The sequence below is a fragment of the Staphylococcus sp. SB1-57 genome, from assembly GCF_017086425.1.
In the GTDB taxonomy this organism is placed as follows: domain Bacteria; phylum Bacillota; class Bacilli; order Staphylococcales; family Staphylococcaceae; genus Staphylococcus; species Staphylococcus warneri_A.
On sequence record NZ_CP070964.1, the window covers coordinates 312,731 to 335,709 of the forward strand.

Genomic DNA, 22,979 nt, shown 5'->3' on the forward strand with positions numbered 1-22,979 from the left:
TCAATTGAATATTGCTGTAATAGGTGCGGGTGTAACGGGCTTAGCTTCTGCAGCTAGGCTTGCTGCACACGGTCATCAAGTAACATTATATGAAAAGAACGACCAAATTGGTGGACGTATGAACCAATTTAAGAAAGACGGTTTTACCTTTGATATGGGACCTACAATAGTCATGGTGCCTGAAGTTTATAAAGCTGTGTTTGAAGCGTGTGGTGAACGTTTTGAAGATTACATAGATATGGAACAATTACCTTATATTTATGATGTCTATTTTGATAAAGAAGATAAAGTGAGAGTACCTACCGATTTAGCTGAGTTACATGACACTTTAGAACAAATTGAACCTGGTACTACGCATGGATTTATGAAATTTTTAGCAGATGTATATGGAAGGTATGAAATTGCTAGAAAATATTTTTTAGAACGAACATATAGGAAACCGTCTGATTTTTATAATTTAACATCACTGATTCAAGGATATAAATTAAAAACATTAAATCATGCGGATAACTTGATTGAGCAATATGTCAAAAATGAAAAAGTTCAAAAATTGTTAGCATTTCAAATGCTATATATTGGTATAGATCCTAAACAAGGTCCTTCACTATATTCGATTATTCCTATGATTGAAATGATGTTTGGTGTTCATTTTATTAAAGGTGGTATGTATGGCATGGTGAAAGGTTTAGAACAACTAAACCTTAAGCTAGGTGTGGATATACAATGTAATGCTAATATAGAAGAAATTATTATTGATCCTAAGTATAAGCAAGCAGACGGCGTAAGAGTGAATGGCCTAGTTAAACGATTTGATAAGGTACTTTGTACGGCAGACTTTCCATATGCTGCGCAACAATTAATGCCACAACATGCACCCGTTAAAAAATATCCTCCTCAAAAAATAGACCAATTAGATTATTCATGTTCAGCTTTTATGATGTATATAGGCATTGATAAAGATATTACAGAAGATGTATTGTTGCATAATGTCATATTTTCAAATCATTTCAGACAAAATATAGATGAAATATTTAATGGGGATATTTCCGAAGATCCATCTCTGTATTTATATGTACCTAAAGTAGGAGATGCCACGTTAGCGCCTGAGGGACAGACAGGATTATATGTTTTAATGCCAACACCAGAGCTTAAAACAGGCCCTCTAGAATGGGAAAATCCACAGTTTATAAAAAGTGTTAAAGAACATATTTATCGTAAATTAGCTACTATAACTGCACTTGAACATGTTCAAGATCATGTTATTTCCGAAACGATTTTTACACCTAAAGATTTTGAACAACAGTATAATGCTAAATTTGGAACAGCGTTTGGTTTAATGCCCACGCTAGCACAAAGTAATTATTATAGACCTCCGAACGTATCTAGAGATTATAAAGATTTATACTTTGCTGGTGCGAGTACACATCCAGGTGCCGGTGTACCTATTGTTTTAACAAGTGCCAAAATCACCGTTGATGAAATCATTAAAGATATTAACAATCATATATAATTTATTAGCGTAGAGAGTGGGATAGAAATCATATGACATTCATATCATTTCGACTTCCCGCTCTCTATTTATATTAGAAAAGAAATTTACTAGTAATAAAAAATCAGAATATTGCTAATATTGACAATGTTAATCTGCTTGATAGAATGATAATATCTAAACATAGCGTAGAAAATAGGAGATGAAGGAGGCATGAGACGTGAAAATGTCTGAGAGATTGGCGGCAATTCCTGAAAGTTATTTTGGCAAAACCATGGGACGAAAAATCGAATATGGGCCTCTTCCATTAATTAATATGGCTGTTGGTATTCCGGATGGTGAAACACCACAGGGTATCATTAATCATTTTGCTAAAAGATTGAACGTACCTGAGAACCAAAAATATGGTGCCTTTCATGGTAAAGCATCATTTAAGCAAGCCATCATTGATTTTTACCAAAGACATTATGATGTTGAATTAGATGCGGAAGAGGAAGTTTGTATTCTATATGGTACGAAAAATGGACTTGTTGCACTGCCAACTTGTCTCGTTAATCCTGGAGAAAACGTATTATTACCAGATCCAGGGTATACAGATTATTTAGCGGGTGTCATGCTTGCAGATGCGCAACCTGTCCCATTAAATTTAGAACCACCGCATTATCTGCCAGATTGGGATAAAATAGATAAAAATATATTAAATAATACAAAGCTCATCTATTTAACATATCCAAATAATCCAACAGGCTCTACTGCTACTAAATCAGTGTTTGATGAAGCAATTCAAAGATTTAAAGATACCAATACTAAAATTATTCATGATTTTGCTTATAGTGCATTCGGTTTTGATGCTAAAAATCCAAGTATTTTATCTTGTGAAAATGGCAAAGATGTAGCAGTCGAAATTTTCTCCTTATCAAAGGGATATAATATGTCAGGATTTAGAGTAGGCTTTGCAGTAGGAAACCGTGACATGATTCAGGCCTTGAAAAAGTACCAAACACATACGAATGCAGGTATGTTTGGTGCCTTACAAGACGCAGCAACCTATGCGTTAAATCATTATGACGAATTTTTAGAACAACAAAATGACATATTCAAACGAAGAAGAGATATGTTTGAACATAAATTAAGCGAAGCAGGATTGCCATTTGTACACTCAAAAGGTGGTATTTATTGTTGGTTAAAGACGCCACCTGGATATGAGAGTGAATCATTTGAACAGTTCTTATTAAAAGAATATTCCATTTTAGTGGCACCTGGTATCCCGTTCGGTGAAAATGGTAGAAACTATGTAAGGCTATCTTTAGCACTATCAGAAGAACAACTTGAAACAGCAGCAGAACGATTAGCAACTTTAGCAAATTTATATGAAAAATAGTGCATAGGGGATGACGTTATTATGACAAAAATTAAAATAATGAGTGTGCGTGACGAGGATATTGTATATATTGAATCATGGGCAAAGGAAAATAACGTGGAATATGAGTTAACTCAGTCACCGTTAACAGAAGATAATGTCGATGATGTTCAAGGATTTGATGGCTTATCGTTATCACAACAACTACCCATTTCAGAAGCGGTGTTTGCTAAATTAAAATCATTCGGTATCAAACAAATAGCACAAAGAAGTGCGGGATTTGATACCTACGACTTAGAGTTAGCATCAAAATATGACATTATCGTCTCTAATGTACCTTCGTATTCACCAAGTTCAATTGCAGAATTCGCAGTGACACAAGCTATTAATGTTGTCAGACATTTTAATGCTATTCAAACTAAAATGAAATCACACGATTTTAGATGGGAGCCGTCAATATTATCACAATCAATCAGTGATTTGAAAGTAGCAGTTATAGGTACCGGAAGAATTGGAAGTATTGTAGCTAAAATTTTTGCTAATGGTTATGGTTCTGAGGTAGTAGCATATGATCCTTTTCCTAATGAGCATATTAAAGATATAGTCTCATACCAAACCACTTTTCAAGAAGCCATTGAAGGGGCAGATATTGTTACTTTACATGTACCGGCTACTAAATATAATCATCACTTATTTGACCGATATACATTTAATCATTTTAAAAAAGGTTCAGTGTTTGTCAATTGTGCACGAGGATCTTTAGTTGATACACATGCGTTACTATCATGTTTAGATAGTGGGCAAATTAAAGGTGCTGCTCTAGACACGTATGAATTTGAACGTGGTTTATTCCCTAGTGATCAACGAGATAAAAATATGGATGATACATTACTTCAACAATTAATTGATAGAGAAGATATCATCATAACACCACATATTGCGTTTTATACAGAAGCAGCAGTGAAAAACTTAATCGTTGATGCGTTAGATGCAACGATGGAAGTTATTCAAACAGGCACCACTCATTTGCGGGTAAATTAAAAAAACGGGAGCGATACCAATTAAGGTCGCTCCCGTTTTAATCTTTATTTAACATCGTAGCCTTGATCTTCAATAGCATCTTTCATGTCAGAAAGTTGAACTTTTTCTTCATTATAATCAACACGTACTTGTCCTTTTTCTAAATCAACTTCTGCAGCTGAAACACCATTCATTTTAGCTAAAGCAGATTCAACAGCATTTTTACAATGATCACAACTCATACCTTCTACATTAATAATTTCTTGTCCCATTTTAATTCACCTCATTTTATTTAATGACTTATCTTCATTTTATAACTAAGTTGTATGACTTAAAAGTAATTGACATAACTTAATTGGGTTGTCTTATTTAATGATTCGTTTCAATCTTAATGCATTGGTTACAACGCTAACAGAACTTAATGCCATCGCAGCTCCTGCAATCCATGGTGCAAGTAAACCTAAAGCAGCAATAGGGATACCTGCGATGTTATATCCAAATGCCCAAATGAGATTTTGACGGATGTTGCGCATTGTTAGTTGGCTAATATTTAATGTTTGAGGTAGTAATGATAAATCACCACCTAATATTGTAATATCGGCTGCTTCAATCGCAACTTCGGTACCTGTACCCATGGCAATACCGATATCTGCAGTAACCAGAGCAGGTGCATCGTTAACACCATCACCAACCATAGCTACTTGTCGACCTTCATTTTGTAGACGTGTGATGTTGTCAGACTTTTCGTCTGGAAGAACATTGGCAATGACATGATCAATACCGACTTGTTGTGCTATTGCTCGGGCGGTATTGTTATTGTCACCAGTCAACATCACGACATCTATATTCAGTTTGTGTAGTTTTTGTATTGATTCTATAGCATTGTCTTTAATAGTGTCTGCTACCGCAATCATACCTTGATATATACCATCAATGGCAATCAGCATGACAGTTTTACCATTGCGTTCCCAGTGGGTCATTTTTTCGTCTATATGGGAATTCAAATTGATGTGATGTTTTGTCATTAATTGACGATTACCAACTAAAATTGTTGAATGGTCAATCGTTGCGGAAATACCGTGGCCTGGCATAGCGTTAAATTCATCAGTATCCACTAATTCAAGATTTTTTCCTTCAGCATAGTCTACAATGGCTTTAGCCAATGGATGTTCAGAAGCATACTCTGCACTAGCAAGTAATTGTAGCGTATGTGTGTCACCATCAAAATCAGTAACTACAGGCTTACCATAAGTAATGGTACCCGTTTTATCTAGTACGATGGTATCAATGTGTTGCGCTTGTTCAACGTACTGACCACCCTTAAATAAAATGCCTTTTTCAGCAGCGCGTCCTGTTCCCACCATGATAGATGTAGGTGTAGCTAAGCCTAATGAACATGGACAAGCGATAACAAGGACTGAAATAGCTGCCATAAGTGCAGGTTCAAATTGTCCGGTATGGACCACAGTGATCCATATGATAAACGTCAGTAGTGCTATACCGACAACGGTTGGCACAAAATAACCAGATATTTGGTCAGCTAAGCGTTGTATAGGCGCTTTAGAACCTTGGGCTTGTTCGACGACCTTAATGATATTAGCTAGTGCTGTATCATTACCCACTTGTGTTGCTTCCATAATAATTGATCCATTTTGATTAATGGTTGCCCCAATAACTTTGTCATTGATATTTTTATCTACTGGGAGAGATTCGCCAGTTAACATAGATTCGTCTATAGACGTCATCCCTTTTATAATAACACCATCAACTGGGATTTTTTCACCAGGTTTAATAACAATATGGTCACCAACTTGAACATCTTTAATGGGAACCATCTTTTCAATACCATCTTTAACAATGCGCGCTTCCTTAGCTTGTAAACTTAATAATTCACCTAGGGCATTGGTCGTTTGTGTCTTAGCTTTTGCTTCCAAATATTTACCAAATAAAATAAGTGTAATTAATACAGCACTCGTTTCAAAATAAAGGTGTGGCATATGCGTTGAATGATTGAGCCATTTAAACATTTCATAGATACTATAAAAATAAGCTGCACTTGTACCTAAAGCGACTAATACATCCATGTTTGCAGAGCCATTTTTTAGATTTTTATAAGCACCTTTATAAAATTGCCAACCGATGATAAATTGTACTGGTGTAGCCAATGTGAATTGGAACCAGGGATTCATCAACATGGAGGGCAAAGGTAAATGGAATAAATGAACCAACATCGTCATCAGTAGCGGTACTGATAATACGATAGAAAAGATTAATTTATAGAACTGTTTCTTCAATTGTTTATCTTTATTTGAATATTGTTGTTGTCCTTCTTTGACTTCAGCGTCATAACCTAAATTCTGTATTTTAGAAATAAAATCATCACTATTAACGACACCTCGATAATATTTCACAGTTGCTTGTTCTGTAGTCAAGTTAACCGTCGCTTGATCGACACCATCCATTTTATTAAGGACTTTCTCAATACGATTTGAACATGCTGCACATGTCATACCAGAAATAGTTAATTCAACACTGTCTTTAACTACATCGTATCCCAAATATTGGATTTCATTAACATAGTCATTAGTACGATATTGTCCTTTTAAATCTTCAATAGTGGCTTGCTCAGTTGTAACGTTAACCTGAGCTTTAACATTATCCAATTTGTTTAATTTCTTTTCAATTCTATTGGAACACGCAGCGCATGTCATGCCTGTGATATCTAGAGTTGTTCTTTTGTTTTTATCCATGCGAAAGCCTCCGTTTCTATTCATATTTAATATACCCCCTATAGGTATTTAAGTCAATTGTATGAATTACAATTTTGTCAGTAAATAGGTGATATAAAACGCAAAAAAGTACAATTCTAGCATGTGTATGACATGAGAATTGTACTTTAATCATCTATATTAACAGCGGATTCGCTGGTATTGTCATTCAAGCGAGTCGGTGATTAAGTAATGATTTAGAAGAAATCTGATGGGGAGAATTGTTTTAAATCAATATCTTTAACTTGGTTTATATCATAGTTGGAAATATTCTCTAAAAGTTGTCCGCTTTTCATTTGTTGATAGTATTCGTCAGCTTCGGTAATGACATCATGTGTTTGTACTGTTTTGATGACACCTAAGAGGACAAGGACTGCAATAACAGTTTTTAATATCCGTTTCATTATGATCGGCTCCTTTTTGTATTGATACTATATATTATAGGAAATAAAGCGCGCGAATACATGGGGCTATGGTATTGATATCATCTCGTACTTCGGTAGGATGTTTAAAAAGATGCCTAGTGAAAGTGTTTAAATAGTTTTGAAAGAATATTTATAGGGAACTTGAATATTGATTAGGAAAGGAGAAAAGTTATGAATTTATTAGAATTTCATCAACAAATTAAAGGTTATACGCAAAGTAATCAACCAGGTATTGAAGCGGATATGACACCTAAGCCAATAGCTGAGTTAAACACATATCAAGCAGCAGGAAAATTAAAAGATAAAGTAGCGCTAATAACTGGCGGTGATTCAGGCATTGGACGTGCGGTTGCGATACTATTTGCTAAAGAAGGCGCTAATGTAGCCATTGGATACTATAATGAACATCAAGACGCTAAAGATACAGTTCGTCGTTTAGAAGAATTAGGTGTTAAAGCTAAAGCATATGCACATGATTTAAAAGACGAGACACAATCGCAGCAACTTGTGAAAGATGTCGTTGATGACTTTGGTGGTCTTAATATTCTAGTTAATAATGGTGGCGTGCAATTTCCTAGAGATCATTTTGAAGAGATTACACCGGAACAAGTTAAAGAGACATTCCAGACGAATATCTTTGGAATGATATTCTTATCTCAAGCAGCAGTACCTTATTTAAATGACGGAGATTCAATTATTAACACCACAAGTGTGACAGCGTATAGAGGGTCAGGACACTTGATTGATTATTCTGCGACTAAAGGTGCTATTGTGTCATTTACACGTTCATTAGCGACGACTTTAATGGAGAAAAATATTCGTGTGAATGCAGTAGCACCAGGGCCAATCTACACACCATTGATTCCTGCAACATTTGATGAAGAGAAAGTTGAAAATCAAGGTGGCGGTACACCAATGGGGCGTCGTGGTCAACCGGCTGAACTAGCACCATCATATGTATTTTTAGCAACACCTGCAGATAGCTCATATATCACTGGACAAGTGATTCATGTTAATGGTGGAGACTTTATGACCACATAAAAGATAGATAAACAGATTAAATGATAGGATGACGTAATCAATGACAGAAAAAGAAAAAATGTTAGCACATCAATGGTATGATGCGAATTTCGATTCGGAATTAATCAATGATAGAAAAAAAGCTAATGATTTATGCTTTGACTATAACCATACAAAGCCAAGCCATGAAGACAAAAGAAATGAAATATTAAAGGCATTGTTCCAAACCAATCCCGAAAATATAGACATTGCAATTCCATTCGATACTGATTACGGGTGGAATGTGTCCTTTGGTAAAAATGTATTTCTTAATACGAATTGTTATTTAATGGATGGTGGTGGTATTACATTTGGAGATAATGTGTTTGTGGGTCCCAATTGTGGCTTTTATACAGCGACACATCCATTGAAATATAATGATAGAAATAAAGGGTTAGAATTAGCTGAACCAATTGATGTCGGAAGTAATACGTGGTTTGGTGGTAATGTGGCAGTATTACCTGGTGTTACAATCGGCGAAGGTAGTGTAATCGGAGCAGGAAGTGTTGTAACGAAAGATATCCCTCCCAATAGTTTAGCAGTAGGAAATCCATGTAAAGTCATACGTCAAATTGATAATTAATCATATAGTCGTCCATAAGAGGTATGTATTGTTCAATACGTTTGCTTCTTGTGGACTTATTTTTTATTGAATTTTAGTCGCTAACTTAACTGCTAGAATCAAAAAGTTTTATGGATTGATTCATTTGCATATTAAATTTTTGAAATATTAAGATTTTTAAATGAAAGCGATTGCAAAAGTGTAACAGTACATAGTAGAATGTAAGAAAGGTTAAGATAAAATTGCACTGAAAGTCAGTAACATCAAGAGGCATTTATCTAGACCTCAATATCATAAAACAAAGGGTTTGAAGAACTCACTTTAATATTTCATAGGGGGTACGCAATAATGGTAATAGATTTTAAGAATGAACCAGGTATTGATTTTACGGTTCAAGAGAATGTAGATAAATTTAAAGAGACGCTCAAAAAGGTTGAAGGAGAACTTGGTCAAGATATTCCATTAGTGATTGATGGTAAAAAAATCAGCAAAAAAGATCAATTTGAATCTATCAATCCAGCCAAAACATCTCAAACCATTGCTAAAGTCTCAAAAGCAACAAAAGAAGATGTAGAGAAAGCATTTCAATCTGCTAACGAAGCATACCAAACATGGAAAAAATGGTCTCATAAAGATCGTGCTGAATTAATGTTACGTGTTGCTGCAATTATTCGTCGTCGTAAAGAAGAGATTTCTGCAGTAATGGTTTACGAAGCGGGGAAACCATGGGATGAAGCAGTAGGCGATGCAGCTGAAGGTATTGATTTTATCGAATACTATGCCCGTTCAATGATGGATTTAGCTGATGGTAAACCGGTATTAGATAGAGAAGGAGAGCATAACAAATACTTCTATAAATCGATTGGTACAGGTGTTACGATTCCACCTTGGAACTTCCCATTCGCAATTATGGCTGGTACAACATTAGCACCAGTAGTAGCAGGGAACACAGTATTATTAAAGCCAGCAGAAGATACACCATTAACTGCATACAAATTAATGGAAATCTTAGAAGAAGCAGGCTTACCTAAAGGGGTAGTTAACTTTGTACCGGGCGATCCAAAAGAAATTGGTGACTACTTAGTTGATCATAAAGATACGCATTTTGTTACATTTACTGGATCAAGAGCGACAGGTACACGTATCTATGAAAGAAGTGCAGTAGTTCAAGAAGGACAAACATTCTTAAAACGTGTCATTGCTGAAATGGGTGGTAAAGATGCGATTGTTGTCGATGAAAATATAGATACAGATTTAGCAGCAGAAGCCATTGTTACATCAGCATTTGGTTTCTCAGGACAAAAATGTTCAGCTTGTTCTAGAGCCATTGTTCATAAAGATGTTTATGATGAAGTTTTAGAAAAAGCAATTAAATTAACGAAAGCATTATCACTAGGTGATACGACTGGCAACACGTTCATGGGTCCAGTGATTAACCAAAAACAATTTGATAAAATTAAAAATTACATTGAAATTGGTAAAGAAGAAGGTAAATTAGAACAAGGTGGCGGCACGGATGATTCTACTGGCTACTTCATTGAACCTACTATTTTCTCTGGGTTAAAATCTTCAGATCGTATCATGCAAGAAGAAATCTTCGGACCAGTAGTTGGATTTGTTAAAGTTAAAGACTTTGATGAAGCTATTGATGTTGCTAATGATACTGAATATGGTCTAACAGGTGCAGTGATTACAAATAATCGGGAACATTGGATTAAAGCCGTTAATGAATACGATGTTGGTAACTTATATTTAAATCGTGGTTGTACAGCTGCAGTTGTTGGTTATCACCCATTTGGTGGATTCAAAATGTCAGGTACGGATGCCAAAACAGGTAGTCCAGATTACTTATTAAACTTCTTAGAACAAAAAGTCGTATCTGAAATGTTCTAAATCACATAGTAATTAAAAGCTATAAAAACGTTGTTTAAGTTGCATTATGACTTAAACAACGTTTTTGTGTTTCATAAGAATAGAGTAAAAAAATAAGTTGTCATAAATTGTTAATAATATCGGGGTAAATGATATTGAATATCAATGGATAAAAGTATACGCTTACTTTAATTAATAATGATTATCAATATTATTTGCGGAGTGTGAGGGAAATGACAAATATAAAATCAGCATTAAAAAATAAAAAATATAGAATTAAACAAATTGATATCGATAATAAAGACATGATTTATAGATTGAATGCATTTGGTATTCGAGTAGGATCTGACATTAAAGTGAAACAGCGTTGCATGTTTAATGGGCCATGTGTAATTGAGATTAGCGGCCAACAAGTGAGCATTAGGCACTGCGATGCTTGTCAAATAGCTTTGGAGGAATAATTTATGAGTCAAAGCTATTGTATTTTAGGTAATCCCAATGTCGGCAAAACATCTCTCTTTAATAATTTAACAGGATCTTATGAATATGTAGGTAACTGGAGCGGTGTCACTGTTGAAAAGAAAGTTGGACAATTAAAGCAAGAATTAGGAACTCTCGTTGATCTACCTGGGACATATGATTTATCTCCAATTTCTAAAGATGAAACAGTTGTGACAAAGTATTTATTACAACATGATTATACAGGAATGATTAACATTATAGATGCGAGCCAACTTAAGAGAAACTTGCAGCTAACCATTCAATTATTAGAACTGAATGTGCCAATGATGATTGGTTTAAATATGATCGATGTATCTGCTAAACGAGGTATTATGATTGATCATGACAAACTAATGCGTCGCCTAAGAGTGCCGGTATTACCCGTGATTGCACGTAATGGTAAGGGCACAGCGCATATGCTTGAAGAGTTACAATATTTAGATCAAGCTCATGTGCCACACTTCAAATTGAACTATGGAACAGAAGTAGAAAAAGCTATCAAAGCGATTTGTACGTGTTTAAAACACAGTACTCATTATACGTCGCAGCAAATGCGTTTTATCGCGATTCAATATTTGTTAGACAATGCACAAATTTGTCAAACGTTAAATCAGACATTGATTCAACAATTAGAACCTATTAAATCAGAACTTTCACAACAACTCACTTTATCCATCCGTGATGATATAGAACAAAAACGTAATCATTATATAGAACAAATATTAACAGACGTCGTGACATATCCAGATGAAGAAAAGCAATTCTTTTCATCAAAATTAGATAAAATATTAATCAACAAATATATCGGAATGCCTATTTTTCTGGGGATTATGTGGTTGATATTTCAAATTACTTTTACTTGGATTGGAACGCCATTATCTGATCAATTAGATGGTTTTATTGGAGGCACCTTAACTGATTGGGTTAAATCAGGCATGCATCAAATTGGTGTTGTACCATTTTTACAAGATTTAATTACAGATGGAATCATTGCAGGTGTGGGGTCAGTACTTGTCTTTGTACCACAAATTATCGTATTATTCTTCTTTATTTCACTGCTTGAAGATTCAGGGTATATGGCTAGAATCGCTGTGTTAATGGATAAGTTAATGGAACATTTTGGATTAAGTGGTAAAGCGTTTATACCGATGATCATTGGGTTTGGATGTAATGTGCCTAGTATTATGGCTGCACGTAGCATTGAGAATGAGAAAGAAAGACTATCGACAATATTAATTGCACCATTTATGTCGTGTTCAGCAAGATTACCCGTCTATGCTTTGTTTGTAGGTGTCTTCTTTAAAGAACACCAATCTTTAGTGGTGCTCAGTCTATATGTCTTGGGCATTGTCATTGCACTCATTGCAAGTACTATTTTAACTAAGACTGTGCTTAAAAATAAGCATTCGTTATTTATCATAGAGTTACCTACGTATCGAATTCCATCAATCAAAACATTATGGAGAAGTACATGGGAAAAAGCAAAAGGCTTTGTTAAAAAAGCAGGTACCTTTATATTTGGCGGATCGGTCGTAATTTGGCTTCTAAGTTATGCAGGACCGGGTGGGTTTAATGTGAGTATCGACCAAAGTTTCTTGCACATCGTTGGCTCAATTGTAGCAACTGTACTGCATCCATTAGGATTTGGTACTTGGCAAGCAGGTGCAACTCTCGTTCCAGGATTTTTAGCTAAAGAAGTCATTGTTAGTTCAATGGCAATCATTTATTCATCAAGTGAAGGTGGTCTTGTACATGTTTTACAACAACAATTCACACCTTTATCAGCATATGCATTTATGATTTTTATATTATTATATATTCCATGCCTATCAACAGTAGCAACGATTCGTAAAGAAACATATTCAATCAAATGGACTTTATTTTCAATGATTTACCCATTAGCAACAGCTTATATTTTAGCACTAGCATTTTATCAAATTGCTAGATTAATCGTTTAAGGAAGTGGCATGATGTCAATAATTATTAATATTTTGATATTTTTAGCAATATTTGGCTATACAGCTTATGTATTAATCAAATATTTTAAACAATCCAAGTCTGGACAATGCGGCTCATGTAGTTCTAAATGTCATTGCGATGATCAAATTAAAAGTACCCACAGTAAAATTTTTAAATGAAAAAAGTTCGATATCTGATTTTTAATATATTAAGAAATGATTGATGAAATATTAATTTACTAGAAAAATGATTAAAACTTTTAAATAGTGATATATAGTCAATAAGCAGAAAAATAAAAAACTATTGGGGGATTTTAATCATGAAAGGTAGTAAGAAATTAAATCAGTTATTAGAAGACAATGAGAAGAAGTTAAAGAAATTATTTAAATATGATAAGAAAGAGGCATTGTCATTCACGAAAGAAGATAGAGAAAAAGTCGAGAATCAGTTTGGTGTATATGTGATATTTGATAATAAAAAACCTGTCTTTGTCGGCCAAACGGGTGGTTATTCAACTGGGTATAAGCCGATTCAAAAGGATTTAAATAGCAAATTAGCTCAATATAATTCTAAATCTGATAGTGGTACAACTAAATTTAGACGAGAGCTTGCTAAAAGTAAGAAAAAAGATACATCAGATTTAAAAGGTGTAACTGCAGAAGAATACGGGTTAACATTTCAATATATCAAGGTCAAAGATGAACCGGCATTTATTAATATTTTAGAAATTTTAGCATTAGAATATGCGAAACAAGAAAATATGAAGTTATACAATTTTCAATAATTAGTAGTATTCAGAATATCAAGCGATTGAATGAATAAAGACTAAAGGTGACAGAGCCTTTAGTCTTTATTGTTAGTATTTTGATTCAAGTCTTTTAAATATTGTTTATGATAAAAGTTGGCGAGTTTCAAATCATGGACGAAAGAGATGACAGGTCTTATCGTCATTTGTATACTACCGATAACAAAGAGAACTGTTCCAATTGTTACGGTTTTATCGCTAAAAAATAAGAAACTACCAACTAAAAAGACAAGTCCTAATACGATATCATTAACTTGATAAATTGCTTTATAAAAGTTAGTGATTTGATTCGCATGTGCTTCTGTGGCTTTGCTATTAAGTTGGTTATTTGTATTGAAATGTAAATCGACATCATTAGGATGCTTTTTCACAATCATCACCCCCAATTGATTATATAATGGTAGTCATTTTCAAACAACTTGAAATAGAAATAGACGAATTTGGAGTGATCATAATGGAATATAATTGCTTTTATCAATCACCAGTTGGCCAATTAGAATTGGTCAGTGATGGTCAATATTTAACTCAATTATTATTTAGTAATCAACAACAACCAACTGAAAGAGAAAACAAAGCATCGTTACCAATATTTAAACAAACAAGATCCTGGCTAGATACGTATTTTAAAGAAGAACGTCCACAAGAAACTATTCCTATTCAACCATCAGGAACAACATTTCAACAATATGTGTGGGAAGAGTTGAACCAAATAGAATACGGTAAATTAACGACTTATGGTGATATAGCTCAATGTATTGCTCAGAAAATGAATAAAGATAAGATGTCAGCACAAGCAGTAGGTGGTGCGGTAGGTAGTAATCCGATATCAATTATTATCCCATGTCATCGGGTAGTTGGAAAAAATGGTAGCTTGACAGGGTATGGTGGGACATTGCCTAATAAAATCAAATTATTAGAAATAGAAAATATAGACATGACGCATTTATTTACACCGAAACACACAACAAAGCCATAATAAAAGCCTAGATGTGGACATCAATGATGATGGTCCGATACATCTAGGCTTGTTTATATTCATATGAGAAATGCAATTTCTGATAAAGTTTATTTTGGAACGTGGTATTCACGAATATTGTCATTAATTGCTTTTAAATAGAAGATGGATTGATCATTTTCAACTTTATCTTGTTGTTCATCAAATTCTAATTCGTCAAAACGTTTAAAGAATGTTTCGTAGTCTTCAACTGACACTTCTTGACGTTGTTTTAACGCAGATTGATGACTTTCGATATCTAAGTGATTTTGATAACCATCAACAACATTAGCACTAAAGAATTCGCCGACAGAACCTGAACCGTAACTAAATAGTCCGATTGTTTGTCCACTTGATAGTTCATGATTTTCTAATAATGAAATAAGACTTAAATATAATGAACCAGTGTAAATATTACCTACATAACGATTGTAATAAACCGCATCTTCATAACCTGCTCTTAGACGTTCTTGCGTTGTTTCATCAGCGTCATCAATAATTGATTCTAATGCTTTTTTACCCATTTTTGTAAATGGCACATGGAAACATAATGATTCGAAATCAGCTAATGATTTATTTTCACGTTTAGCATATTCGTTCCAACTATGTTGGAATGAGCGTATATAGGCATCTTTAGATAATGCACCATCAACTAATGGATAAGCATGGCCTGTTGGTCTCCAGAAATCATATACATCTTCTGTGTAAGCGACAGCATCATCATTAAGTTGTAAGATGCTAGGATTGTGTGAAATCATCATTGCTACGGCACCAGCACCTTGTGTAGGCTCTCCACCAGATTGTAAGCCGTAACGTGCAGTATCACTTGCAATAACTAATACCTTTTCTTCTGGACGATTAGCAAGGTAATCTTTAGCTAATTGAATGGCAGGTGTTGCAGCATAACATGCTTCTTTCATCTCAAAGCAACGTGCAAAAGGTTGAATTCCTAGTAAACGATGCACTTGAACGGCTGCGGCTTTAGCAGAATCAATTGCAGATTCAGTTGCAACAATAACCATACCGATTTTCTTTTTATCTTCGTCTGTTATAATATCTTTAGCAGCATTTGCTCCCATTGATACGATGTCTTGATTGACTGGACTTACAGCCATTTCAGTTTGGCCAATACCAATTAAAAATTTATTTGGGTCAACTTGGCGTGCTTCTGCAAGCTTTGCCATGTCTACATAAAATTTGGGTACATAAAAGTTAATTTTATCTATACCTATGTTCATAAGGCGTACATCCTTTCAGTTTTAAAAGTAGCATTAGTATCATACCAAAATCATTTAGTGATATACAATGAATATAACAGATTTTACTCTTAATGTATAACAGTTATGTAAGCGTTTTAATAATTGCTTTAAATAGCTTTTTGAATCAAGTTGAATTTAAAAAACATAGCGAGCAATGTTGTTATAATTTAAAAATTTTAGAATGTTTTATAAGATTGAGGAGACATATAGGTAGTATCATCTACAAGACGATTACGCTTTTATGGAAATATTTTAAATTTTAGATTAAAGCATACACGTTTGATTGCGAATAACGATGATAACTAAAAAATGTTAAATAAAGGAGAAACATAAATGAAAAAATTAGACAAAGGGTTCCGTCATCTTTCACGAGAAGATAAATTAGAGCAATTAGAATCATATGGTTGGTTATCTAGTGATAATCATGACATTCTTTTAAATCATCCACTGATAGATGAAGATGTTGCAAATAGTTTAATAGAAAATGTAATTGGACAAGGTACTTTACCGGTGGGATTATTACCTGAAATTATAGTTGATGATCAATCTTATGTGGTACCAATGATGGTAGAAGAACCATCCGTAGTAGCTGCTGCAAGTTATGGGGCTAAATTAGTAAACAATACCGGTGGATTTAAAACAGTTTCTAGTCAACGATTAATGATCGGACAAATTGTATTTGATGGCGTGACTGATACGGAAAGTCTATCACAAGCGATTCAAGATAAAGAAGATCAAATCCATCAAATAGCTGATGAAGCTTATCCATCTATTAAAGCAAGAGGTGGCGGTTATCAAAAGATTGAAATAGATTCATTCCCAGATCAGCAATTGTTATCGCTTAAAGTTTATGTCGATACTAAAGATGCGATGGGTGCTAATATGTTAAATACCATTTTAGAAGCCATTACAGCACATCTGAAAAATGAATTCCCAGATGAAGATGTATTAATGAGTATATTATCAAATCATGCAACTGCCTCAGTAGTTAAGATACAAGGAGAAATAGACATCAAAGATCTTAATAAAGGTGGACGTGATGGTGAAGCGGTCGCACGTAGAATGGAACGTGCTTCAGTATTAGCACAAGTAGATATCCACAGAGCAGCAACACATAATAAGGGTGTGATGAACGGTATTCATGCTGTCGTTTTAGCGACTGGTAATGATACACGTGGCGCAGAGGCGAGTGCACACGCATATGCAAGTCGAGACGGACAATATAGAGGCATTGCGACTTGGACATATGATCAAGAACGTCAACGTCTTATCGGCACAATTGAAGTACCAATGACACTTGCAATAGTGGGTGGAGGTACGAAAGTATTACCAATTGCTAAAGCATCACTTGATTTATTGAATGTTAAATCTGCACAAGAATTAGGGCATGTTGTGGCAGCAGTTGGTTTAGCACAAAACTTCTCAGCATGTAGAGCTCTTGTATCAGAAGGGATACAACAAGGTCATATGAGTTTGCAGTATAAATCATTAGCTATTATCGTAGGTGCAAAAGGTGATGAAATTGCACAAGTAGCAGATGCGCTTAAACAAGAAGACAAAGCCAATTCAGCAAAGGCAAAAGCTATTTTAGAACAAATAAGACAAGATAAATAAGTATAAAAAAGGACATTGTTTGCAATCACAATTGCAGTAACAATGTCCTTTTTAATGTCTTTAATAAATGTAGTTATAATTACGAGCAGATGCTTTACTTATAATTCGCGTCCCATATCCATATGGACGATTATAATTGTATTCTGATATTTTGATATTGCCGTTATTATATATTCTTTCTACTACGGCAACATGTCCGTAATAACCTGCTGTTGATTGCATAACAGCATATCGTCTAGGTGTATGACCAGTAGCATATCCAGAACGTCTTGCGTTGTAATACCAATTTTTCGCATTTCCCCATCGATTAGAAACAGGTTTACCTAATTGAGCACGTCGTTGATAGGCCCACCATGTACATTGACCTTTATTGTAATAATTTTTATATGAAGCTGCTTCTGACACGTGTGTCTGTTCAGCTGTTTGATAAGCAATAGTCCCAGTTAACAAGATTCCAGTAGCGATTATGACACGAGATAGTAATTGTTTTAGTTTCATTTTTTTCTCCCAAAAATCGTTTTTTTTATTTAGTAACCGTATTCATAATAGATGTAAAAAAGATAGAATACAACATTAGAAACGAATTATACAAGTAACTGTAACGCTACTGAAATAAAAATAGGTTATTTGTAATAATATTTATATTTGCATGCAATTTGCATTATTTTACATTAGGTTAAAAAATAAAAAACTGCCAATAAAGTACGAAACTTTATTAGCAGCGTTCGACGTCATTTAAGACGTTTTCGAGATGATAGACTCCATGTATTCATTATGTTAGATGAATGCTAAATAACAATTAACATAGATCATACATTAGTGAATTGGTTGAAGACTGACAATGCTCTTTTAACAATCGTCATTGATAAGTCTTCGGGACACGGATTAGTTCGAAAATATGACAATATTTCACTTTGGCTCTTCACTTGTCTAGGAAAATTGTTATCTTGATTAATCCAATCAACCAATTCGCCTAATGGTGTGTCATCACCAAGAAAATTTTGCATAAATTCGTAAAAGCTCAATACCTCACCTCGAATAATCAATTTGAGCCAGACTAAATTATAACACAGTTAGCAAAGTGACAATGCATAATGTGTAAATAAAAATATACAAAACTACAATCAATCGTATACTGATGTTTCATACATATAAAACAAAGTGATAATGTATAATAAAAGAAATACATTTTTGAATGGGTGAGTTGCGTGGATATTAAACATATGAAATATTTTGTTGAAGTTGTGAGGCAAGGCGGTATGACTAATGCATCGAAGTCTTTATTCATAGCTCAACCTACTATTAGTAAAGCAATCAAAGATATTGAAGGTGAGATGGCAGTACCATTGTTTGATAGGGAGAAGAGGCAACTTATATTAACAGATGCAGGCCAAATCTTCTTTAATAAATGTAAAGAAATCATTGCACTTTATGAAAACTTGCCATCTGAAATCAATAGTTTATATGGATTAGAAACAGGTCATATGGATATAGGGCTTTCAGCAGTGATGAATATGCAATCCTTAATTAATATGATTGGTGATTTCCACCAACATTTCCCCAATGTAACCTTCAACTTTGTGGAGAATGGCGGAAAATATATCGAACAGCAACTATTAAATGATGAATTGGATTTTGGTATTACAACATTACCTGTTGATCAACAACGATTTGAAGCCATTTCCTTAAATAAAGAATCGTTATGTGTAGTTATCCACCATGAGCATCCTTTAGCACGGTTCCAATCTGTAAAAATGAAAGAGTTAATTCAAGAGGACTTCATTTTATTTAATGATGATTTCTATTTAAATGATAAAATTATAGAAATTGCTAAAAACGCTGGTTTTATACCTAATATGGTGTCTCAAATTTCACAGTGGAACGTCATCGAAAATTTAATCAGTAATCAACTTGGTATCGCTATATTACCTTATTCTATTACACAACTCATGAATGAAAATGTACGTGTTCTAAAAATCGAAGATGCACATGTAGACTGGGAGTTAGGTATTGTTTGGAAGCAAGGGAAACGTTTAAGCTATGCAGCGAATAAATGGATTGATTATTTAAGAGAACGCTTAGTATAAGTGAATAATGAATTATCAATTATTTAGTATGAATGTAAGACGAATGATAAATATAAAGTAGAGCTCCCCGTCAAATTGGGGGCTTTTTTCGTATTTTGCTCAAGATAGCGCTTCCATAGATTTGAGGAATGTTTAATATTCGAAAAATGTATTTTAATAATAGAACAAGGGAGACTATAATTACATGTATCACTAAAAAATTGTTGTAACAATTTGGACAAATTTTTTAGAAGGGATAGATCGCATGCATAAGGTGAGAGATTTACTACAACTTTTTGTACAAATCATTCTTATATTACTTATTTCATACATCGGTACCGAAGTGCAGCGCTTATTACACATTCCTTTAGCAGGTAGTATTGTGGGTCTACTCATGTTTTATCTATTGTTACAGTTTAAAATTATCCCTGTATCATGGGTAGACGAAGGTGCAAACTTCCTATTAAAAACAATGGTATTTTTCTTTATCCCGTCTGTAGTTGGCGTTATGAATGTAGCATCAGATATTACACTAAACTACATACTGTTCTTTTTAATTATCATTTTAGGGACATGTTTAGTGGCTTTATCTTCTGGTTATATTGCTGAAACGCTAGTGAAAAGAGATGATGGTGGAAAAGGAACGGATAAGTTATGACAAATATATTGCAAGGTACTATCATGATTCTGCTTACGATTGTGGTATATATCATAGCTAGAAGACTACAAGATCGATACAACAATCCTTTTTTGAACCCTGCATTAATTTCATCGATACTCATTATAGCTATTCTGCTTATGTTTGGCGTTAGCTATAAAGGTTACATGAAAGGTGGGGAATGGATAAATCATATTTTAAACGCAACCGTCGTTTGTTTGGCTTATCCACTCTATCAAAATAGACATAAGATAAAGAAATATCTATTTGTGATTTTCACGAGCGTGTTAACTGGTGTAGTACTTAATTTTATGTTAGTATACGTAACGTTGAAAATCTTTGGCTATTCAAAAGAAACCATTGTAACGATGCTACCAAGGTCTATTACGGCAGCCGTAGGGATAGAAGTATCCAATGAACTTGGTGGTACAGACACCATTACAGTGCTCTTTATAATAGCTACAGGGTTAATAGGCAGCATTCTAGGTTCAATGCTATTGCGTATGGGAGGCTTTCAGTCATCTATCGCGAGAGGCTTAACCTATGGTAACGCTTCTCATGCTTTCGGTACGGCAAAAGCACTAGAATTAGATATAGAATCAGGCGCATTTAGTTCGATTGGTATGATATTAACTGCAGTAATCAGTTCGATTTTAATACCAATTCTTATTTTATTGTTCTATTAAAGGGAAGAAACTCATATAAATAGAAAGGGAGGCTATTTGAAAAAATGGCAAAAATCAAAGCAAATGAAGCATTAGTTAAAGCATTACAAGCATGGGACATCGATCACTTATACGGAATCCCAGGAGATTCAATCGACGCAGTAGTAGACTCTCTACGTACAGTTAGAGATCAATTCAAATTCTACCACGTACGTCACGAAGAAGTAGCAAGTTTAGCTGCTGGTAGTTATACAAAAATCACAGGTAAAATTGGGGTTGCATTAAGTATTGGTGGTCCTGGTTTAGTTCACTTATTAAACGGTATGTACGACGCTAAAATGGATAGCGTTCCTCAATTGATTATTTCTGGTCAAACAAACGATAGTCTTTTAGGTACAGGTGCTTTCCAAGAAACTAACTTATCTAAGTTATGTGAAGATGTAGCGGTTTACAATCACCAAATTCAAAAAGGCGACAATGTATTTGAGGTTGTTAACGAAGCAATCCGTACTGCTTATGAGAAAAAAGGTGTAGCTGTTGTTATCTGCCCTAACGATCTTTTAACTCAACCAATTAAAGACACAACTGATAAACCAGTTAACACAACTAAACCAAAAGCAATTGCACCTAAATTCAAAAACATCAAAAAAGCTGCTAAATTAATCAATAAAAGTAAAAAACCAGTTGTACTTTTCGGTGTTGGTGCACAACATGCGAAAGATGAATTACGTGAATTCGTAGAAATGGCTAAAATCCCAGTTATTCACACATTACCAGCAAAAGCAATTATTGCTGATGATCATCCATATAATTTAGGTAACTTAGGCCAAATCGGTACTAAAGCATCTTATCAAACAATTCAAGATGCAGACTTATTAATCATGATTGGTACTAACTTCCCATTCGTTAAATATTTACCTAAGAAAAATATTAAAGCGATTCAAATTGATACTAAAGAAGAAAATATCAGTCACCGTTTCGACATCAATGTTGGTATCTTAGGCGACAGTAAAATTGCGTTACAACAATTAACTGAAAACATTAAACATGTTGCTAAACGTCCATTCTTAGACAAAGCATTAGACCGTAAAGCGGTTTGGGATAAATGGATGGAACAAGACTTAAATAACAATAATTCACCATTACGTCCAGAACGTTTAATGAAAGCAATCAATGACAACTTAAAAGAAGATGCAATTGTATCTGCAGATGTTGGTACATCAACTGTATGGTCAACACGTTACTTAAACTTAGGTGTTAATAATAAATTCATCATCTCAAGTTGGTTAGGTACAATGGGTTGTGCACTTCCTGGTGCTATGGCATCTAAAATTGCATACCCAAATCGTCAAGCTGTAGCTATCGCTGGTGACGGTGCATTCCAAATGGTTATGCAAGACTTTGCAACTGCAGTTCAATACGATTTACCATTAACAATTTTCGTATTAAACAATAAACAATTAGCATTCATTAAATATGAACAACAAGCTGCAGGTGAATTAGAATATGCCATTGATTTCTCTGATATGGATCATGCTAAATTCGCTGAAGCTGCTGGCGGTAAAGGTTACACAGTTAGAGACGTTAGTCGTTTAGATGATATTGTTGAAGAAGCAATGTCACAAGACGTACCAACTATCGTTGACGTACATGTTGACCCTAACGCTGCACCACTACCAGGTAAAATTGTTAACGCAGAAGCACTTGGTTATGGTAAATGGGCATACAGATCTATCACTGAAGATAAACACTTAGACTTAGATCAAATCCCACCAATCTCAGTAGCAACTAAACGTTTCTTATAATATAGAAGCAAAGTGCTTAAACTCAGCCAAAATAGTTTGGCTGAGTTTTTTGAAATTACTATTGTAAACGCTTAAACAAATGTGTATACTATATTTAA

The 22,979-nt window shown here is 34.3% G+C and carries 23 protein-coding genes; 16 read left to right on the plus strand and 7 right to left on the minus strand.

The features are described from left to right. The first annotated feature begins 4 nt into the window (after positions 1 to 4). The 3 genes from JX000_RS01435 (at position 5) to JX000_RS01445 (ending at position 3,890) form a co-directional block, all read left to right on the plus strand. The gene (locus JX000_RS01435; protein ID WP_124228153.1) at positions 5 to 1,510 is read left to right on the plus strand and encodes a phytoene desaturase family protein; all 1,506 of its coding nucleotides are present in this window, start codon (positions 5 to 7) and stop codon (positions 1,508 to 1,510) included. Positions 1,511 to 1,715: 205 nt separating this feature from the next. Further along, a complete protein-coding gene (locus JX000_RS01440) occupies positions 1,716 to 2,870 on the plus strand; it encodes an aminotransferase class I/II-fold pyridoxal phosphate-dependent enzyme (protein ID WP_172852457.1) in 1,155 nt (384 codons plus the stop codon). Positions 2,871 to 2,891: 21 nt separating this feature from the next. Continuing rightward, entirely contained in the window at positions 2,892 to 3,890 is a 999-nt protein-coding gene (locus JX000_RS01445) for a D-lactate dehydrogenase (protein WP_002450148.1), read from the plus strand. A gap of 44 nt (positions 3,891 to 3,934) precedes the next feature. Here JX000_RS01445 and copZ read toward each other — a convergent pair whose 3' ends face one another. The 3 genes from copZ to JX000_RS01460 all read right to left on the minus strand — a co-directional run bounded on the left by copZ (position 3,935) and on the right by JX000_RS01460 (position 7,041). Continuing rightward, on the minus strand, positions 3,935 to 4,141 hold the full coding sequence (gene copZ / locus JX000_RS01450; RefSeq protein WP_049424001.1) for a copper chaperone CopZ: 207 nt from the start codon (positions 4,139 to 4,141) through the stop codon (positions 3,935 to 3,937). 93 nt (positions 4,142 to 4,234) lie between these two features. Further along, entirely contained in the window at positions 4,235 to 6,619 is a 2,385-nt protein-coding gene (locus tag JX000_RS01455) for a heavy metal translocating P-type ATPase (protein ID WP_107532344.1), read from the minus strand. Positions 6,620 to 6,834: 215 nt separating this feature from the next. Then, on the minus strand, positions 6,835 to 7,041 hold the full coding sequence (locus JX000_RS01460) for a hypothetical protein (protein WP_002450145.1): 207 nt from the start codon (positions 7,039 to 7,041) through the stop codon (positions 6,835 to 6,837). A 192-nt stretch (positions 7,042 to 7,233) separates the two neighbouring features. Between JX000_RS01460 and JX000_RS01465 the strand changes: the two genes are divergently transcribed. The 7 genes from JX000_RS01465 to JX000_RS01495 all read left to right on the plus strand — a co-directional run bounded on the left by JX000_RS01465 (position 7,234) and on the right by JX000_RS01495 (position 13,799). Further along, positions 7,234 to 8,103 (plus strand): SDR family oxidoreductase, encoded by an 870-nt coding sequence (locus tag JX000_RS01465; RefSeq protein WP_002450144.1) that lies wholly within the window; start codon positions 7,234 to 7,236, stop codon positions 8,101 to 8,103. Positions 8,104 to 8,143: 40 nt separating this feature from the next. Continuing rightward, on the plus strand, positions 8,144 to 8,704 hold the full coding sequence (locus tag JX000_RS01470; protein ID WP_206140797.1) for a sugar O-acetyltransferase: 561 nt from the start codon (positions 8,144 to 8,146) through the stop codon (positions 8,702 to 8,704). A 327-nt stretch (positions 8,705 to 9,031) separates the two neighbouring features. Beyond that, entirely contained in the window at positions 9,032 to 10,576 is a 1,545-nt protein-coding gene (gene pruA / locus JX000_RS01475) for an L-glutamate gamma-semialdehyde dehydrogenase (protein WP_206140798.1), read from the plus strand. A gap of 212 nt (positions 10,577 to 10,788) precedes the next feature. Continuing rightward, positions 10,789 to 11,016, plus strand: a complete 228-nt coding sequence (locus JX000_RS01480; RefSeq protein WP_002450141.1) for a FeoA family protein — start codon at positions 10,789 to 10,791, stop codon at positions 11,014 to 11,016. A 3-nt stretch (positions 11,017 to 11,019) separates the two neighbouring features. Further along, on the plus strand, positions 11,020 to 13,014 hold the full coding sequence (feoB, locus tag JX000_RS01485) for a ferrous iron transport protein B (protein ID WP_124228155.1): 1,995 nt from the start codon (positions 11,020 to 11,022) through the stop codon (positions 13,012 to 13,014). Between the two features lie 12 nt (positions 13,015 to 13,026). Further along, a complete protein-coding gene (locus JX000_RS01490) occupies positions 13,027 to 13,194 on the plus strand; it encodes a FeoB-associated Cys-rich membrane protein (RefSeq protein ID WP_049423994.1) in 168 nt (55 codons plus the stop codon). Positions 13,195 to 13,334: 140 nt separating this feature from the next. After that, complete coding sequence (locus JX000_RS01495) at positions 13,335 to 13,799, plus strand: hypothetical protein (protein WP_002450139.1); 465 nt, start codon at positions 13,335 to 13,337, stop codon at positions 13,797 to 13,799. A 59-nt stretch (positions 13,800 to 13,858) separates the two neighbouring features. On the opposite strand, the gene JX000_RS01500 is transcribed toward JX000_RS01495, so the two are convergent. Next, the gene (locus JX000_RS01500; protein WP_002450138.1) at positions 13,859 to 14,197 is read right to left on the minus strand and encodes a YrhK family protein; all 339 of its coding nucleotides are present in this window, start codon (positions 14,195 to 14,197) and stop codon (positions 13,859 to 13,861) included. Positions 14,198 to 14,274: 77 nt separating this feature from the next. Between JX000_RS01500 and JX000_RS01505 the strand changes: the two genes are divergently transcribed. Next, on the plus strand, positions 14,275 to 14,796 hold the full coding sequence (locus tag JX000_RS01505; protein ID WP_124228156.1) for a methylated-DNA--[protein]-cysteine S-methyltransferase: 522 nt from the start codon (positions 14,275 to 14,277) through the stop codon (positions 14,794 to 14,796). Between the two features lie 89 nt (positions 14,797 to 14,885). Here JX000_RS01505 and JX000_RS01510 read toward each other — a convergent pair whose 3' ends face one another. Continuing rightward, entirely contained in the window at positions 14,886 to 16,052 is a 1,167-nt protein-coding gene (locus JX000_RS01510; protein WP_075777978.1) for a hydroxymethylglutaryl-CoA synthase, read from the minus strand. 354 nt (positions 16,053 to 16,406) lie between these two features. Here JX000_RS01510 and JX000_RS01515 point away from each other — a divergent pair, with 354 nt between their 5' ends. Then, positions 16,407 to 17,687, plus strand: coding sequence for a hydroxymethylglutaryl-CoA reductase, degradative (locus JX000_RS01515; protein ID WP_002450135.1), 1,281 nt, complete (start codon positions 16,407 to 16,409; stop codon positions 17,685 to 17,687). A 60-nt stretch (positions 17,688 to 17,747) separates the two neighbouring features. Here the strand turns inward: JX000_RS01515 and JX000_RS01520 are convergent, their stop codons facing one another. Together JX000_RS01520 and JX000_RS01525 are read right to left on the minus strand one after the other, a co-directional pair. Continuing rightward, positions 17,748 to 18,185, minus strand: coding sequence for a CHAP domain-containing protein (locus JX000_RS01520; protein ID WP_002450134.1), 438 nt, complete (start codon positions 18,183 to 18,185; stop codon positions 17,748 to 17,750). 311 nt (positions 18,186 to 18,496) lie between these two features. Continuing rightward, a complete protein-coding gene (locus JX000_RS01525; RefSeq protein WP_002450133.1) occupies positions 18,497 to 18,712 on the minus strand; it encodes a sterile alpha motif-like domain-containing protein in 216 nt (71 codons plus the stop codon). 183 nt (positions 18,713 to 18,895) lie between these two features. Here JX000_RS01525 and cidR point away from each other — a divergent pair, with 183 nt between their 5' ends. The 4 genes from cidR to JX000_RS01545 all read left to right on the plus strand — a co-directional run bounded on the left by cidR (position 18,896) and on the right by JX000_RS01545 (position 22,881). After that, entirely contained in the window at positions 18,896 to 19,774 is an 879-nt protein-coding gene (gene cidR / locus JX000_RS01530; protein WP_002450132.1) for a cidABC operon transcriptional activator CidR, read from the plus strand. Positions 19,775 to 20,018: 244 nt separating this feature from the next. Further along, entirely contained in the window at positions 20,019 to 20,411 is a 393-nt protein-coding gene (locus JX000_RS01535) for a CidA/LrgA family protein (protein ID WP_002450131.1), read from the plus strand. Next, a complete protein-coding gene (locus JX000_RS01540; RefSeq protein ID WP_206140799.1) occupies positions 20,408 to 21,097 on the plus strand; it encodes an LrgB family protein in 690 nt (229 codons plus the stop codon). Before JX000_RS01535 ends, JX000_RS01540 begins: the two co-directional genes overlap by 4 nt. Positions 21,098 to 21,141: 44 nt before the next feature. After that, positions 21,142 to 22,881, plus strand: coding sequence for a pyruvate oxidase (locus tag JX000_RS01545; RefSeq protein ID WP_002450129.1), 1,740 nt, complete (start codon positions 21,142 to 21,144; stop codon positions 22,879 to 22,881). The last annotated feature ends 98 nt before the right edge of the window (positions 22,882 to 22,979 follow it).

Bases quoted from the DNA above. Each gene is read 5' to 3' on its own strand.
- JX000_RS01440 (WP_172852457.1), top strand. From the start codon at position 1,716: ATGTCTGAGAGATTGGCGGCAATTCCTGAAAGTTATTTTGGCAAAACC.
- JX000_RS01445 (WP_002450148.1), top strand. From the start codon at position 2,892: ATGACAAAAATTAAAATAATGAGTGTGCGTGACGAGGATATTGTATAT.
- copZ (WP_049424001.1), bottom strand. From the start codon at position 4,141: ATGGGACAAGAAATTATTAATGTAGAAGGTATGAGTTGTGATCATTGT.
- JX000_RS01455 (WP_107532344.1), bottom strand. From the start codon at position 6,619: ATGGATAAAAACAAAAGAACAACTCTAGATATCACAGGCATGACATGC.
- JX000_RS01460 (WP_002450145.1), bottom strand. From the start codon at position 7,041: ATGAAACGGATATTAAAAACTGTTATTGCAGTCCTTGTCCTCTTAGGT.
- JX000_RS01465 (WP_002450144.1), top strand. From the start codon at position 7,234: ATGAATTTATTAGAATTTCATCAACAAATTAAAGGTTATACGCAAAGT.
- JX000_RS01470 (WP_206140797.1), top strand. From the start codon at position 8,144: ATGACAGAAAAAGAAAAAATGTTAGCACATCAATGGTATGATGCGAAT.
- pruA (WP_206140798.1), top strand. From the start codon at position 9,032: ATGGTAATAGATTTTAAGAATGAACCAGGTATTGATTTTACGGTTCAA.
- JX000_RS01480 (WP_002450141.1), top strand. From the start codon at position 10,789: ATGACAAATATAAAATCAGCATTAAAAAATAAAAAATATAGAATTAAA.
- feoB (WP_124228155.1), top strand. From the start codon at position 11,020: ATGAGTCAAAGCTATTGTATTTTAGGTAATCCCAATGTCGGCAAAACA.
- JX000_RS01490 (WP_049423994.1), top strand. From the start codon at position 13,027: ATGTCAATAATTATTAATATTTTGATATTTTTAGCAATATTTGGCTAT.
- JX000_RS01495 (WP_002450139.1), top strand. From the start codon at position 13,335: ATGAAAGGTAGTAAGAAATTAAATCAGTTATTAGAAGACAATGAGAAG.
- JX000_RS01500 (WP_002450138.1), bottom strand. From the start codon at position 14,197: ATGATTGTGAAAAAGCATCCTAATGATGTCGATTTACATTTCAATACA.
- JX000_RS01505 (WP_124228156.1), top strand. From the start codon at position 14,275: ATGGAATATAATTGCTTTTATCAATCACCAGTTGGCCAATTAGAATTG.
- JX000_RS01510 (WP_075777978.1), bottom strand. From the start codon at position 16,052: ATGAACATAGGTATAGATAAAATTAACTTTTATGTACCCAAATTTTAT.
- JX000_RS01515 (WP_002450135.1), top strand. From the start codon at position 16,407: ATGAAAAAATTAGACAAAGGGTTCCGTCATCTTTCACGAGAAGATAAA.
- JX000_RS01520 (WP_002450134.1), bottom strand. From the start codon at position 18,185: ATGAAACTAAAACAATTACTATCTCGTGTCATAATCGCTACTGGAATC.
- JX000_RS01535 (WP_002450131.1), top strand. From the start codon at position 20,019: ATGCATAAGGTGAGAGATTTACTACAACTTTTTGTACAAATCATTCTT.
- JX000_RS01540 (WP_206140799.1), top strand. From the start codon at position 20,408: ATGACAAATATATTGCAAGGTACTATCATGATTCTGCTTACGATTGTG.
- JX000_RS01545 (WP_002450129.1), top strand. From the start codon at position 21,142: ATGGCAAAAATCAAAGCAAATGAAGCATTAGTTAAAGCATTACAAGCA.